Here is a 14,075-nt window from a genome sequence, read left to right as displayed (position 1 = left end):
GGTCAGTACACCCAGCGGTAGGCCGCCGCCACCCGCGCGTCGTCCAGGCCCTCGACGGCTGCCGCCTCGCCCAGCCGTACGGCGGTCACCGCGTCCGCGAGGACGGGGCCCAGCGCGGCCCGCAGCACCTGGTCCGTGCGGAACTCCCCGACGGCCTGCGGCAGCGATTGCGGCAGCCGCCGTACGCCGAGGGCCGCCGCCTCGTGGCCGCCGTACCGGACCGGGTCGCCGGTGGCCTCCTCCGGGAGGGTGCGGGCCGAGGCGAGCCCGTCGAGGCCGGCGGCGATGACACAGCCGAGGGCCAGATAGGGGTTGGCGGCCAGGTCGACCGGTTTCACCTCCAGGTTGGCGTCCTGCTCGTGGCGGCCCGCCGTGCCGGTGATCAGCCGCAGCGCGGTCTCGCGGGTCTCGTGGCCCCAGGCGGTGAACACCCCGGCCCACTGGGAGGGTTTGAGCCGCAGATAGCTGGCCGGGGACGGCGCGGTGACGGCCGTCAGCGCCGGGAGGTGGGCCAGGATCCCGGCCGTGAAGGACTCCGCCTCGGGCGTCATGCCGTACCGGCGCTCACCGCCCGCGTGCAGATTGGCACCGTCGCGCCAGCAGGACAGGTGCAGATGGCCGCCGTTGCCGACGCCCTCGGCGAGGACCGCGGGCGAGAACGAGACCCTGAGGCCGTGCCGCTGCGCCACCGCCCGGATCGTCTGCCGTACCAGCACGCTCTGGTCGGCCGCCGCCACCGGGTCCAGCGCGCGCACCGAGACCTCGAACTGCCCGGCGGCGTACTCGGGATGCACCTGGTCGACGTACACGTCCTGGGCGGCCAGCGCGCCCAGCAGATCGGCGGTGCAGTCGCTCAGCTCGACCTGCCGGATCGCGCCGTACGCCGGCCCGGACACCGCCGGCACGAACTCCCCGGGCGGCGCCGAGCCGAGGCCGACCGCCCACTCGATCTCGATCGCCGCCTTGAAGGTGACGCCGTGCCGCTCGGCGGCGTCGGCGACGATCCGGCGCAGAAAGGTTCTGGCACAGCCGGGGTGCCGGGCGCCCTCCTGCGTGATCCGGTCCACCGGCGCCCACGCCCAGCCCGGCTGCCCGGCCAGCGCCACCAGCTGGTCCAGGTCGGGATAGAGCCGCAGGTCACCGTCGGGGGAGCCGAGGACGTCGGTGGTGACGATCGAGTCGTCGGAGAGGAAGGTGTCGAACACCGGGGACATCCCGACGCCCCAGGACACGGCCGCCTCCAGCCGCGCCGTCGGGATGGTCTTCACCCGGCAGACGCCCGCGGTGTCCACATAGGCCAGCACGATCCCGCGCACGTCCTCGGCGAGGAGGCGCGCCATGAGTCCGGCGACCCGGCGCAGATCCTCCGGGCGCCCGCCGGGCACGGGGTCGGCAAGGGTGGTCATACGTCCTCCTCGGCCATACGTCCTCCTCGGCGTGGGTCCGCCCGGCCCGGCGTCAGGGTTTCACGGCCACGGCGCCGTACTGCGGCACGGCGGCGGACGCCGGCCCGGCGCGCCACTGCGAGCAGGGCACCAGACCCGGCTCGACCGGCTCCAGCCCGTCGAGGAAGCCGGCGATCTCCTCGCGGCTGCGGGCGGTGATCGGCGGGGTGGCGTGGGCGTTCCAGAACTCCATCGCGGCCCGGTTGCCCTCGCCGCCCACGTCGGCGTCGTACGTCGGGTGGGTGAGGACGAGGTGACTGCCCGAGGGGAGCACCGCCATGAGCCGCCGCACGATGTCCCCGGCCTCGCCGGTGTCCAGGACGAAGTTCAGGATGCCCAGCATCATCAGCGCGACCGGCCGGCCCAGGTCCAGGGTCTCGGCGGCGCGCTGCACGATGGCGTCCGGGTCGCGCACATCGGCGTCGATGTAGTCGGTGACGCCCTCGGGGGAGCTGGTGAGCAGCGAGCGGGCGTGCACGAGCACGATCGGGTCGTTGTCGACGTACACGATCCGTGACTCGGGGGCGATCCGCTGGGCGATCTCGTGGGTGTTGTCCACCGTCGGCAGGCCGGTGCCGATGTCCAGGAACTGCCGCATCCCGCGCTCGGCGGTCACGAACCGCACCGCACGGGCCAGGAACTCGCGGTCCGCGCGGGCCACCGCGCGGATCACCGGGAACATCCCGGCGACCTGCTCACCGACCCGCTGGTCGACCTCGTAGTTGTCCTTGCCGCCGATCCAGTAGTTCCACACCCGGGCGTTGTGCGCCACGGAGGTGTCCAGCTTCGCCGGTCCGGCCGCCGGGGAGTCGCCCTCGGTCACGTCGCCGCCCTTCTGCCGGTTGTCGGTCCTCCGCCGTCATTGTGCCGCCCGTTGATCGCGCTGTCCCGGGAAACGCACACCGCGGGCGGTTCGGGGCCGTTCCGGGACGTTCAGGCGCATGAGGAACACTGGACCGGTACGCCGTCCCCGACCGGAAGCAGGACATGCCCGCCACGCCCGCGCCCCTCCTCGACGTCCCCGGCCTGCCCGCGGGCCCCGCCGACATCCGGCTGATCGTCACCGACATGGACGGCACGCTGCTGGACGACGCCCAGCGGATCCCCGACGGGCTGTGGCCCATGCTCACCGAACTGCGTCGGCGGGGCGTGCTGTTCAGTCCGGCGAGCGGCCGCCAGTACGCCACCCTGGCACGGCAGTTCGCCGAGGTCGCCGAGGGCATGGTGTTCATCGCGGAGAACGGCACGTACGTGGTCCGCGACGGCGTGGAGCTGAGCTCCGACACCCTCGAGCCGTCCGTGCCCGCGGACATCGCGCGGACGGTACGGCGGCTGGTCGCCGGCGGCGTGGACGTCGGTGCCGTGGTGTGCGGCAAGCGGGCCGCCTACGTCGAGCGGACCGACGAGGCGTTCCTCACGGAGGTGCGCAAGTACTACGTCGAGCACCGGATCGTCGAGGATCTCACCGCCGTCGACGACGACGTGATCAAGGTCGCGCTGTTCGATTTCGGAGCCGCCGAGCACTCCACCGCCCCCGCCCTCGACGCGTTCGCCGGTACCCACCAGGTCGTCGTCTCCGGCGAGCACTGGGTGGACGTGATGAACCGCACCGCCAACAAGGGCACCGCGCTGCGCGGCCTCCAGCGGGCGCTCGGCATCACACCCGCGCAGACCATGGTCTTCGGCGACTACCTCAACGACCTGGAGATGCTCGACGCCGCCGACTGGTCCTTCGCCATGGCGAACGCCCACCCGGAGGTCGTACGCCGGGCCCGCCACCTCGCCCCGTCCAACAAAGACAACGGCGTGCTGCGGACCGTCTCCCGCGTCCTCGGCCTGTAACTCAGCTGCCCGGGCGGACGTATCCGTGCCGCCACGCCCAGGCCGCGATCTCGACCCGGTTCCGCGCCGCCAGCTTCAGCTGCACGCTGGACAGGTGCGTCTTCACCGTGGACAGGGAGACGTACAGCCCGGCTGCGATCTCGGCGTTGGTCCGGCCGACCGCGACCAGCCGGACGACGTCCAGTTCCCGGTCGGTCAGCGGCTCCGTCACCGGGGCGGGCCGGGCCGTGCGCTCGGGCTCCGTCAGGTGCCTGAGCAGCCGTACGGTGACCGACGGGGAGACCAGCGAGTCACCGGCCGCGGCGGCACGGACCGCCTCCGCCAGCAGCGTCGGCCCGGAGTCCTTCAGCAGAAAGCCGCAGGCACCGCCGCGCAGCGCCCCGTACACGTACTCGTCCAGGTCGAAGGTGGTGACCACCACCACCCGCAGCGGGTCGGTCACCTCCGGCCCGGCCAGCAGCCGGGTCGCGGCCAGGCCGTCCAGCTTCGGCATCCGGATGTCCAGCAGGCACACGTCCGGCCGCAGCCGGCGGGCCAGCGCCACCGCCTCCTCGCCGTCGGCGGCCTCACCGGCCACGGTGATGTCGGGCTGCGCGTCCAGGAAGAACCGGAAGCCGGTGCGGACCATCATCTGGTCGTCGGCGATCAGGACCCGGATGGGCGGGGCGCTGGGGGTGGGGGTGCTCATGGACGGCATCATGCCTCAGGGGTGCGGCGGGGCCGGCCGGTCCCGGCGGCCCGTGCCTGTCAGCGGTCGAAGATCCAGGTCACGGTCGAGTCCGTGGCCCGGCGTACCCGGACGGGGATGCGGACGGCCGAGCCGTCGGGCTTCCTGCCCGTACAGGTGATGCTCGCCCCGGCGACGGCCTTCAGACCGGTCGGGCAGGTGACGCCGGAGAGCTTGGTGCCGACCCACGGCAGCGGGTGGTACCTGTGCTCGGTGCGGCTCTCGACGACGTCCGCGGCGAGCGCCTTCTGCCCGCCGACGTTCACCGTGCTGTCCACGTCCAGGCGCGAGGTGGACTCGGGGTCGGCGATCACATGGGTGCCGACGGCCCCGAGCACGGTGACGGCGACGGCACTGCCGATGATCCCGATGACGAACCTGCTCCACATCGCGTTCTCCTGAAAGGGCGAGGGGATGACCTGTGGTCTCCCCTCACCCTCGCCCATGCCCGCGGGCCCGCGCCTCGGCCGTACGGCCATGATGCGGGCCGTGCGCCTCGGCCGTTCGGCCGATCCCGCCGGGCCCGGCCGCGTCTACCGTGATCGGCATGAAGTCCGTCTCCCCCCAGGGCTGCCTGCGGGGCTTCGCCGTCGGCGTGCTGCTCGTGGCCGGTGTCCTCGACGTCCTCTCCACCGGCGGCGCGGGCCGCAGCGTGTGGCCGGTGACGATCGTGCTGCTCGCCGCATTCGCCGCGGTGCTGTGGCCGGCCGCCCGGCGGCCCGCCTGGCTCGGCCCGGAGATCCGTACCGCCGTACCCGCCGTGCTGTCCGGCCTCTACACGGCCGGCACCCTGCTGACCGGCCGGACCGCCCCGTTCGGGCCGGGCGAGGTCGTCGCCCTGCTGTGCCTGCTGTTCGTCGCCGTACGGCACTGCCCGCCGCACCGGGCGGCCGGCTGCGCACTGCTCGACGCGGTGGCACTGCTCGCGACGCCGTTGCGGACGGGCCGGTCCGTGCCGGACGACACGTTCGGTTTCATCGCGGTCGGGCTGCTCCTGGTCGGTGTCGTGGCGGGCCTCGCGGGCTATCTGCGCTCGCTGGACTACCGGCGCGCCGTCGCCGTCGGCGAGACCCGCCGCACCGAGCGCCTGGCCATCGCCGCCGACCTGCACGACTTCGTCGCCCACCATGTCACCGGGATCCTGGTGCAGACCCAGGTGGCCCGCATGATGGCGGCCGACCGGCCCGCTGAGCTGGACCCCGTTCTCGCCGGCATCGAGCGGGCGGCGACCGAGGCGCTGGCGTCGATGCGCCGCACGGTCGGTGTGCTGCGCGACACCGGCGCCGAGAGCGGCGGCCACCGCCCGGTCGGCGATCTCGCGGCCGTCGCCGAACTGGCCGACCGCTTCCCGGCCCCCGGACAGAAGGTCGTCCTCGACCGCGCCCCGGCCCTCTCCGACGCCGAGGTCCCGCACGAGGTACAGGCGGCGGCCTTCCGCGTGGTGCAGGAGGCGCTGACCAACGTACGACGGCACGCGGCCGACGCCGCCGAGATCCGCGTCGGGCTGCGCCGGGCCCGGGGCGGCCTCGAGGTGACGGTCAGCGACGACGGCCGCGGCGGCAGCCGCCTCCCCGACGCGGCGCACGGCGGCGGCTTCGGCCTGGTCGGCCTGGCCGAACGGGTCACCGCCCTGGGCGGCACCCTGCATGCGGGACGACGCACGGGGCCCGGCTGGGAGGTGCGCGCGGTGTTCCCGCTGGGGGAGGGGTGAGTGCGGACTGGTGTCTGTGTGTGCGGCCGGCGCCGCCGAGGCCCGCATGGGGCTGGGCGCGGGTTGGAGGTTACGGTCTGGGATGGCGGCTGGGGTGGCAGGCGCTTTCGCGGTGTGGGGTGCGGGCGGTGTTCCCGCTCGGGGCGGAGTGAGGGCGGGCTGGTGTCAGGTTGTGCGGCCGAGCCGTCGTGGTCCGCCTGGGCGCGGGTTGGAGGTTACGGTCTGGGACGGCGGCCGGGTGGCAGCCGCCTTCGCGATGCGGCGCACGGTTGGGAGGTGCGGGCGGGCTGGTGTCAGGGCTTGCGGCCGACGCCGTCGAGATCCGCGCCGGGGTCCGCCGGGGCGGGGGGTCAGTGACGGCGGCCGTGGCGGGCGGCCGTCTTCGCGGTGTGGCGCACCGCCGGTGTGTTCCCGCTCGGCGAGAGGTGACCCCGGGTGCGCCTCAGCGTTTGCGGCCCACCGCGCCGTACAGGGAGACCGGGCCCGCGCCGTCCGGCGCCTCGGCGGGGCGCCAGGCGTCGACCGGTACGACGCCCGGCTCCAGCAGCTCCAGTCCCCTGAAGAAGGCGGCCACCTCGGCGCGGGAGCGCGCGACCAGGGTCACCCCGCCGGCCGCGTACGCGGCGATGCCCTTCTCGACGTTCTCCGGTTCGAAGTCGGCCGTCATCATCGACAGCACCAGACAACTGCCCGGCGCCAGCGCGTCGACAAGGGCCGACACCAGCTCGTGGGCGCCGTCCTCGTCGGCGACGAAGTGCAGCAGCGCGATCAGGGACAGGGCCACCGGACGGGGGAAGTCCAGGACGTGGGCGGCCTGTTCGAGGATGGCGTGCGGTTCGCGGGCGTCGGCCTGCGCGTACTCCGTCACGCCCTCGGGCGTGCCGCGCAGCAGCGCGCCCGCGTGGGCCAGCACGATGGGGTCGTTGTCGACGTAGACCACCCGTGCGTCGGGCGCCACCGACTGGGCGATCTGGTGCAGGTTCGGCTCGGTCGGTATGCCGGTGCCGACGTCCAGGAACTGGCGGACGCCGTCCTCGGCGAGCGCCCGCGTGACCCGGTGCATGAACGCCCGGTTGGCGCGTGCGGCCCGCGGCGCGCCACCCCCGTCCACGGCCGCGATCTGCCGGCCCAGTCGCTCGTCGACGGGGTAGTTGTCCTTGCCGCCCAGGAACCAGTCGTACACCCTGGCCGGATGCGGCCGTGTGGTGTCGATGTACTGTGCGGCCGGTTCCGTCCCCGTCACGTGCTGCTCCTTCACTCCCCGCCGAATGCGAGCAGCAGTCTGACACGATCATGCCGCGCGGCGCAGACAGTCTTCGGCCACCTCCTTGTCGAGCGCGGCGCGCACCAACGCGGCGGCCAGCACCGCCGGTTCGGACTTCCCGGCGAGTTCGGCGAGCTTGCCGGGGTCCTTCGGCAGGCCGAGCCGCTGCGCCCCGGAGAGCGCTTTGCCGTCCAGATAGGGCGCGACTTCCGGCCACACGCGCTGGGCTTCGCGCAGGAAGATGTCGGCGCCGGCCGGGCCGACCCCCGGCTCCTCCTGGAGCAGCCGCTTGAGTTCGCCGGTGTCGCCGTGCGCCTCCTCGTGCAGCCGGCGCAGATCGCCGCCCCAGCGGTCCAGCAACAGCTCCGCGCCGTCGCCGAGTTGGGTGGCGGTGCGCTCGTCGTAGCGCCGGTAGCCACCGCGGCCGAGCGCGTCCACCCGCTGCTGCCAGTCGGCGTCGGCCATCCGGCGCGGGCTGTCGAGGTGGTCCTCGTGCAGCGCCTGCGCGGCGGCCACCGCGACCGAGGCGCGGATCCGGGCGCTGAGCAGCAGGGCCAGCACGAGCAGCCGGTACAGCGGCTGCGGGGTGTCCTTCAGCCTGATGCCCGCCTCCTCGGCGTAGGTCCGCCCGTACTCCGAGAGCAGTTCTCGTACGACACGTTCGTCGCGGTTCATGGCTACGGCTCCGGGGCTGGGGTCGGGCTAGGGCTTGAGCGGATCGTGGCCCAGCGACATCAGCCGGTGCCGGCTGCGGGTGTCCTCGGCCTCGGGCTCCTCCTCCATGTCCACCAGGTCACCGACGGTGTCCACGACCTCCCGCATCACACGCAGGTCGTCGTCGGTGAGGTCCATGCGGCGCTTCTGGAGGATCGCGAGGACATGCTGACCGGTCGGTGGACCCGCCTGATCGGGCAGCGGCTCGGTCACCTCGCCGGCGTCCCGCACCCTCAGCCAGTCCGCCAGCTCCGCCGAGGTCATGTTGACCACGCGGTGGAAGTCCTCCCACAACGCGTCGAGTTCGAGGGAGTCGGCCATGGGTTTCCCCTTTCGCCTACGGTGTCACCGGCCCCGGTCATGTGTCGTCGCGCGGCCAGTTCTCGGCCTGGAACATCCAGTGCTGCTTCTCCAGCTCGGCGGTGATGGACATCATCAGGTCCTGGGTGACCGGATCGGGCTTCTCGGTGGCGGCGATCCGTTCGCGCAGCCGCCCGATGGCCTCCCGCAGCGCCGAGACCATCAGATCGACGACCTCGGTGTCGCGCAGCCAGCCGTCCTTGGCGCCGGGCAGCGCGAAGGTCGCGGCGATGGTCTCCGGCCGGCCGTCCGGCGGGACGCCCAGCGCGGCGGCGCGTTCGGCGACGGTGTCGGAGAAGTTCCGTGCCGTCGCGACCACCTCGTCCAGCTGGAAGTGGATCGAGCGGAACCGCGGTCCCACGATGTTCCAGTGCGCCTGCTTGCCGATGAGCGACAGCCCGAGCAGGTCGACCAGCGTGTCCTGCAGCGCGCTGCCGGTGACACGGAGTGCCTGCTCGGGGAGAGTGCTCTTCACCACGGTCATGAGCCCCTCGCTCCTTTCCTTCCGTCGTCCGTTGTGTTGCCTTCGGTTCCGGGGCGCGGGTATCCATGCTGCGGGGGTGCAAACGCGCCTGATCAGCGCGGCAGCACCAGATCCAGGAAGCGGAGCACCTCCGCGAAGGCCTCCTTCCTGCCGGTCTCGTGGAACACCTCGTGCCGCGCCCCGGCGAAGATCCGTTCGGTGAGCCGGCCGCCGGCCAGCCGCTCCACGCCGGTCCGGCTGCCGGGCAGCGGCACCAGGCGGTCGTCGTCGCCGTGCAGCCACAGCAGCGGCAGCGCGCCCACGTCACCGCTCCGGGCGACGGTCTGGAGGGTCCGTGCGAACGCCTCCACGGTCGGCCGCTTCATGGGCCCGTGCCACACCAGCGGATCGGCGGCGTAGGCGGCACCGACGGCCGGGTCCCGGGAGAGCGCGGCCGGGCTGACCGGGGTGTCCGGGATCTCCGGGAGGGCCAGCAGCCGCCCCGGCAGCTCCCAGGCGCCGATCACCGGCCCGGACAGGATCAGAGCGCTCAGTTCGCCGCCGTACCGCTGGGCGTAGCGGGCGGAGATCAGTCCGCCCATGGAGTGGCCGACGAGGACGAGCGGCAGGCCGGAGTGCGCGGCCCGGGCGAGGTCCGCCACGCCGTGCACATCGGTGACCACGTCCTCGAAGTCCTCGATCAGCACCCGTTCCCCCGCCGACCTGCCGTGCCCGATGTGATCGGGCGCGTACACGGCCGCCCCGTGCCCGGTGAGGACGGTGGCGAGCTCGTCGTACCGGCCCGCGTGCTCGGCGTATCCGTGCACCACCAGGGCCAGATATCTCGGTGCCGGGTGCGGCCATTCGTGTACGGCGATGGAGCCTCGGGTGCCGTCGAGGATGTGCTCACGCACGTGGGGCATGTCTCCTCCGGGTGAGTCGGTCAGGCTCCGGGGGATCTTCCCAGCGGGCCGGTCCGAGGTCTATAGTCTAAAACTAGCAGTGCTAATTAAGTGGTGCTGTCATGTGTCCCCGTGTGGTCCGCCGATCGACAGTGTCGTCGACCGGTCGTAGGTCAGGAGTCGAAGCCGTGCGTCCCGTCCACTTCGCGGCCGCCCGCCGCACCCCCATCGGCAAACTGCGCGGAGCCCTGTCCGCCGTCCGGCCCGACGACATGGCGGCGACCGTGATCCGCCGGCTGGTGGCCGAGGTGCCCGGGCTCGACCCGGCCCGGATCGACGACGTCTACTGGGGCGCGGCCAACCAGGCGGGCGAGGACAACCGCAACGTCGCCCGTATGGCCGCCCTGCTCGCCGGGCTGCCCGAGTCCGTACCCGGTGCCACCGTCAACCGGCTGTGCGCCTCCGGTCTCGAAGCGGTCACCGCCGCCGCCCGCACCGTCGCCGCCGGCGAGGCCGAGATCGTGATCGCGGGCGGCTCCGAGTCCATGAGCCGCGCCCCCTTCGTGCTGCCACGCCCCGACGAGGCGCTGCCGCAGCGCATCGAGACCTACGACACCCGGCTCGGCTGGCGCCTGGTCAACCCGGCGATGAAGGAGCTGCACGGCCTGCTCTCCATGGGCGAGACCGCCGAGGAGGTCGCCGAGCGGTACGGCATCTCCCGTGCCCGCCAGGACGCGTTCGCGCTGCGCAGCCACCAACTGGCCGCCGCCGCACGGAAGAACGGCCACTTCGACGACGAACTCCTGCCCGTGGAGCGCCCGGACGGCATCGTGGTCGAGCAGGACGAGTGCGTGCGCGAGGACACCTCGCTGGAGAAGCTGTCGCGGCTGAAGCCGGTCTTCCGCCAGGGCGGCACCGTCACCGCCGGCAACGCCTCGCCGATGAACGACGGCGCGGCCGGGCTGCTGCTGGTCAGCGAGGAGGCGCTGAACGAGCTGGGCCTGGAGTCCCTCGGCCGCTATGTCGCGGGTGCCTCCGCCGGGGTCCACCCGGACGTGATGGGCATCGGCCCGGTCCCCGCCACCCGCAAGGCGCTCGCCCGGGCCGGCTGGGACATCGGTGACGTCCAGGAGGCCGAGTTCAACGAGGCGTTCGCCGCCCAGGCCCTGGCCTGCGTCGACCAGTTGGGCATCGACCCGGACCTGGTCAACCCGACCGGCGGCGCCATCGCCCTCGGCCATCCCCTCGGCTGTTCCGGCGCCCGCATCCTGACGACCCTGCTGCACCGGATGCGGCGCACGGGCGCGGAGCGGGGTCTTGCGACCATGTGCGTGGGCGTGGGGCAGGGCAGCGCGGTGCTGGTCGAGAGGCACTAGCGCCCTTCCCGGGGGGGACCTGATCAGCCGAGCCGAAGCAAGGAAACGGAGCAGTACTCCATGGCAACCCTGTCCGTCGCCGCCATCCTCGCCGAGAACGCCAGGCGCCGTCCCGACAAGACCGCCCTGGTGGAGGGGGACCTGCGGCTCACCTTCGCCGAGGTGTGGCGCGGGGCACTGGCCCAGGCGGGTGCGCTCACCGGTCTCGGTGTACGGCCTGGCGACCGGGTCGCGCTGATGGCCCCCAACACCGCCGAGTTCCCGGTCGCCTACTACGCGATCGCGGCGGCGGGCGGTGCCGTCGTCCCCGTGCACCTGCTGCTGTCGGCCGGCGAGGTCGAGCACGTGCTCAGGGACAGCGGGGCGAACCTGCTGCTGGTCCACCCGGCCCAGGCGGAGACCGGACGGGCCGCCGCCGACGCCCTGGGGGTCCGAGTCGTCACCCTGGGCGAGGAGTTCGGCAAGCTCGCGGCCGACGCCGAGCCGCTGCCGTCGTACGTCACCCGCGCCGCCGACGACCCGGCGGTGATCTTCTACACGAGCGGGACCACCGGCGTCCCGAAGGGCGCGGTCCTCAGCCACTTCAACATCGTGATGAACGCGACGGTCAACGCCTTCGACGCCAACGACATCCGCTGCGACGACATCGCCCTCGGCGCACTGCCCCTCTTCCACGCCTTCGGCCAGACGGTGTCGCTCAACTCCACCTGGCGGGCGGGCGCCACACTCGTGCTGCTGCCCCGCTTCGACGCGGCCCGCGCCATCGAGCTGATGGTCCGGGAGGGGGTGAACACCTTCCACGGGGTGCCGACCATGTACGTCGCCCTCGCGGCGGCAGCGGCGCAGGCGGACCGGCTGCCCGAGCTGCGGGTGTGCGTCTCCGGCGGGGCCTCGCTGCCGGTCGCCGTACTGGAGCGGTTCGAGGAGGCCTTCGGCGCGACGGTCTACGAGGGGTACGGGCTGTCGGAGACCTCGCCGACGGCCACCGTCAACCAGCCGCTGTTCGGCACGAAGGCCGGCACCATCGGGCACCCGCTGTGGGGCGTCGACGTCGAGATCGCCCGCGCCGAGCCGGAGGGCCGCATCGAGCTGCTGCCGCCCGGCGAGCTGGGCGAGGTCGTCATCCGCGGCCACAACGTCTTCTCCGGGTACCTCGGTAGGCCCGAGGCCACCGCCGAGGCGCTGGTCGACGGCTGGTTCCGCACCGGCGACCTCGGCACCAAAGACGAGAAGGGCTTCCTCAGGATCGTCGACCGCAAGAAGGACGTCATCATCCGCGGCGGCTACAACGTGTACCCGAGGGAGGTCGAGGAGGTCCTGATGCGCCACCCCGCCATCGCCCAGGTCGCGGTCATCGGCCTGCCCGACGAGCTGCACGGCGAGGAGGTCTGCGCCGTCGTCGTACCGGCACCGGGCACCGCACCCGACGCCGCCGCGATCACCGAGTGGTCCAGGGAACACCTTGGCCGCCACAAGTACCCGCGGCGCGTGGAGTTCACGGACGCGATGCCGCTGGGTCCCAGCATGAAGGTGCTGAAGCGGGAACTCCGGGCCACCTACGTCCAGGGGTAGACAGGCCGGTCATAGCGGGCGGCAGGGGTCACCTGGCGAGACAGTCCTTACGCCGGTGGCTTGTCCGGACATAACATCGGTCCCCGCATGAACACGATGACGCTCTGGCACATATCCGGCTGGGGGTTCGCGGCGCTCGCCTCCGCGGCCCTGCTCGTCGGCTTCTCCAAGACCGCGGTGAGCGGGGCCAACACGGTCAGCCTCGCGATCTTCGCGGCCGTTCTGCCCGCCCGCGCCTCCACCGGCATCCTGCTGCCCGTCCTGATCGCCGGTGACGTGCTCGCCGTCCTCACCTACCGGCGGCACGCCCACTGGCCCACCCTGTGGCGGCTGTTCCCGGCCGTCGCGGCGGGTGTCGTGGTGGGCACGCTGTTCCTGATGTGGGCCGACGACGGGATCGTACGGACCTCGATCGGCGCGATCCTGCTGCTGATGGCCGGGGTGACGATGTGGCGGCGGCGTACCGCGGACGCCGGGGAGGCACCGGACCAGGTCACCTCGCGTGCCGGCCGCGCCAAGGCCCGCTCGTACGGCGTGCTCGGCGGGTTCACCACGATGGTCGCCAACGCGGGCGGCCCGGTGATGTCGATGTACCTGCTGTCGGCGGGCTTCCGGAAGCTCGGCTTCCTCGGCACCTCGGCGTTCTTCTTCCTCATCGTGAACGTCTCGAAGGTGCCGTTCAGTGCGGGTCTGGGTCTGATCGACGGCCGTTCGCTGCTCCTCGACGCCGCGCTCGCGGTGTTCGTCGTGCCCGGTGCGTTGTTCGGCAAATGGGCTGTGAACAGGATCAACCAGCGACTCTTCGAACAACTCGTGATCGCGGCGACCATCGTGGGCGGTGTGCAACTGCTGGTGCGCTAGCTCCCGGAGTCCTGGCCGAGCTCCAGCAGCGCCGGGAGGTCCGCGAAGGAGTCCAGGACGTGGTCGGGGGTGCCGCTCGCGCCCTCCAGCGTCTCCTGCTGGAATTTCCCGGTCCGCACCAGCACCCCGGTGAGGCCCGCCCGTTGCGCCGCGAGCACGTCCGACTCCACGTCGTCGCCCACCATCAGCGCCTGCCCGGCGTCCACCCCCAGCCGGGCCAGCGCCGCCTCGAAGAACGCCCGGGACGGCTTGCCCGTCACCTCCGCCTCGACCCGGGCCGCCTGCTCCAGCCCGACCAGAAAGGCACCGGAGTCCAGCTGCAGCCCGGCATCGGTCCGCCAGTACAGGTTCCGGTGCATGGCGACCAGCCGCGCACCCCGCTTCACGAACCCGAACGCCCGGTTGAGCGACGCGTAGTCGAACTCCGGCCCGGCACCGCCGAACACGACCACCTCGGGATCGCCGTCAGCGCAGTCGATGAGCGTGACATCGCCGAGGTCCTCCGCGATGTCCCCGCTGTTGAGCAGCGCACAGCGGGCGCCCGGGAAATGCTCGGCGAGGTGGGCGGCGGTGACGGAGGGCGCGGTGAGCACGTCCTCGGCGCGCACGTCGAAGCCGGCGCCGCTCAGCGTCTCGGCGATCGACGCCCGGGTCCGGGACGTCGTGTTCGTCACCAGTGCCACACCGAGCCCGGCCGCGCGGATCCTCCGCAACGCCTCCACCGCGCCCGGCAGCGGCTTCCAGGAGACGGTGAGCACACCGTCGATGTCGATCAGCACGGCACGTACGGACTGCACGGATTGCATGGCTCGACGGTAGCGACCCGCATGGTGAACCG

General features: G+C 72.8%; 15 protein-coding genes. 5 read left to right on the top strand and 10 right to left on the bottom strand.

The genetic code is table 11. The features are described from left to right. Nucleotides 1–2: 2 nt before the first annotated feature. Both BFF78_RS06160 and BFF78_RS06155 read right to left on the bottom strand, forming a co-directional pair. Nucleotides 3–1,406, bottom strand: a complete 1,404-nt coding sequence (locus tag BFF78_RS06160) for a type I glutamate--ammonia ligase (protein ID WP_069777339.1) — start codon at nt 1,404–1,406, stop codon at nt 3–5. A 52-nt stretch (nt 1,407–1,458) separates the two neighbouring features. Further along, nucleotides 1,459–2,268, bottom strand: a complete 810-nt coding sequence (locus BFF78_RS06155; protein WP_069777338.1) for an SAM-dependent methyltransferase — start codon at nt 2,266–2,268, stop codon at nt 1,459–1,461. A gap of 164 nt (nt 2,269–2,432) precedes the next feature. Between BFF78_RS06155 and BFF78_RS06150 the strand changes: the two genes are divergently transcribed. Next, a complete protein-coding gene (locus BFF78_RS06150) occupies nt 2,433–3,287 on the top strand; it encodes a Cof-type HAD-IIB family hydrolase (RefSeq protein ID WP_069777337.1) in 855 nt (284 codons plus the stop codon). Between the two features lies 1 nt (nt 3,288). Here the strand turns inward: BFF78_RS06150 and BFF78_RS06145 are convergent, their stop codons facing one another. Next, a complete protein-coding gene (locus BFF78_RS06145) occupies nt 3,289–3,975 on the bottom strand; it encodes a response regulator (protein WP_099054825.1) in 687 nt (228 codons plus the stop codon). A gap of 59 nt (nt 3,976–4,034) precedes the next feature. Beyond that, nucleotides 4,035–4,403, bottom strand: coding sequence for a DUF4333 domain-containing protein (locus tag BFF78_RS06140; RefSeq protein ID WP_069777335.1), 369 nt, complete (start codon nt 4,401–4,403; stop codon nt 4,035–4,037). A 158-nt stretch (nt 4,404–4,561) separates the two neighbouring features. Between BFF78_RS06140 and BFF78_RS06135 the strand changes: the two genes are divergently transcribed. Further along, on the top strand, nt 4,562–5,725 hold the full coding sequence (locus tag BFF78_RS06135; protein WP_069783412.1) for a sensor histidine kinase: 1,164 nt from the start codon (nt 4,562–4,564) through the stop codon (nt 5,723–5,725). Between the two features lie 442 nt (nt 5,726–6,167). On the opposite strand, the gene BFF78_RS06130 is transcribed toward BFF78_RS06135, so the two are convergent. From BFF78_RS06130 to BFF78_RS06110, 5 genes are all read right to left on the bottom strand, one after another. Continuing rightward, nucleotides 6,168–6,968 carry an SAM-dependent methyltransferase gene (locus BFF78_RS06130; RefSeq protein ID WP_069783411.1) on the bottom strand — a complete coding sequence of 267 codons (801 nt, stop codon included), beginning with the start codon at nt 6,966–6,968 and terminating at the stop codon, nt 6,168–6,170. 48 nt (nt 6,969–7,016) lie between these two features. Then, nucleotides 7,017–7,664: an endonuclease gene (locus tag BFF78_RS06125; protein WP_069777334.1), complete on the bottom strand. Its 648-nt coding sequence runs from the start codon at nt 7,662–7,664 to the stop codon at nt 7,017–7,019. A 27-nt stretch (nt 7,665–7,691) separates the two neighbouring features. Further along, nucleotides 7,692–8,024 carry a DUF3140 domain-containing protein gene (locus BFF78_RS06120; protein WP_069777333.1) on the bottom strand — a complete coding sequence of 111 codons (333 nt, stop codon included), beginning with the start codon at nt 8,022–8,024 and terminating at the stop codon, nt 7,692–7,694. Nucleotides 8,025–8,061: 37 nt separating this feature from the next. Next, a complete protein-coding gene (locus BFF78_RS06115) occupies nt 8,062–8,547 on the bottom strand; it encodes a Dps family protein (RefSeq protein WP_069777332.1) in 486 nt (161 codons plus the stop codon). A 92-nt stretch (nt 8,548–8,639) separates the two neighbouring features. Beyond that, nucleotides 8,640–9,449 (bottom strand): alpha/beta hydrolase, encoded by an 810-nt coding sequence (locus BFF78_RS06110; protein ID WP_069777331.1) that lies wholly within the window; start codon nt 9,447–9,449, stop codon nt 8,640–8,642. Nucleotides 9,450–9,616: 167 nt separating this feature from the next. Here BFF78_RS06110 and BFF78_RS06105 point away from each other — a divergent pair, with 167 nt between their 5' ends. From BFF78_RS06105 to BFF78_RS06095, 3 genes are all read left to right on the top strand, one after another. Continuing rightward, nucleotides 9,617–10,804, top strand: a complete 1,188-nt coding sequence (locus BFF78_RS06105) for a thiolase family protein (RefSeq protein ID WP_069777330.1) — start codon at nt 9,617–9,619, stop codon at nt 10,802–10,804. 60 nt (nt 10,805–10,864) lie between these two features. Beyond that, the gene (locus BFF78_RS06100; RefSeq protein ID WP_069777329.1) at nt 10,865–12,376 is read left to right on the top strand and encodes a long-chain-fatty-acid--CoA ligase; all 1,512 of its coding nucleotides are present in this window, start codon (nt 10,865–10,867) and stop codon (nt 12,374–12,376) included. Nucleotides 12,377–12,463: 87 nt separating this feature from the next. Further along, nucleotides 12,464–13,237, top strand: a complete 774-nt coding sequence (locus tag BFF78_RS06095) for a sulfite exporter TauE/SafE family protein (protein WP_069777328.1) — start codon at nt 12,464–12,466, stop codon at nt 13,235–13,237. On the opposite strand, the gene BFF78_RS06090 is transcribed toward BFF78_RS06095, so the two are convergent. Next, complete coding sequence (locus BFF78_RS06090; protein ID WP_193433638.1) at nt 13,234–14,034, bottom strand: TIGR01458 family HAD-type hydrolase; 801 nt, start codon at nt 14,032–14,034, stop codon at nt 13,234–13,236. The two genes, BFF78_RS06095 and BFF78_RS06090, sit on opposite strands and share 4 nt — an antisense overlap. Nucleotides 14,035–14,075 lie beyond the last annotated feature (41 nt).

The organism is Streptomyces fodineus (assembly GCF_001735805.1).
GTDB lineage: Bacteria > Actinomycetota > Actinomycetes > Streptomycetales > Streptomycetaceae > Streptomyces > Streptomyces fodineus.
Note: the sequence above shows the minus strand (reverse complement) of the source record. Positions and strands in the feature narration are given on the sequence as shown.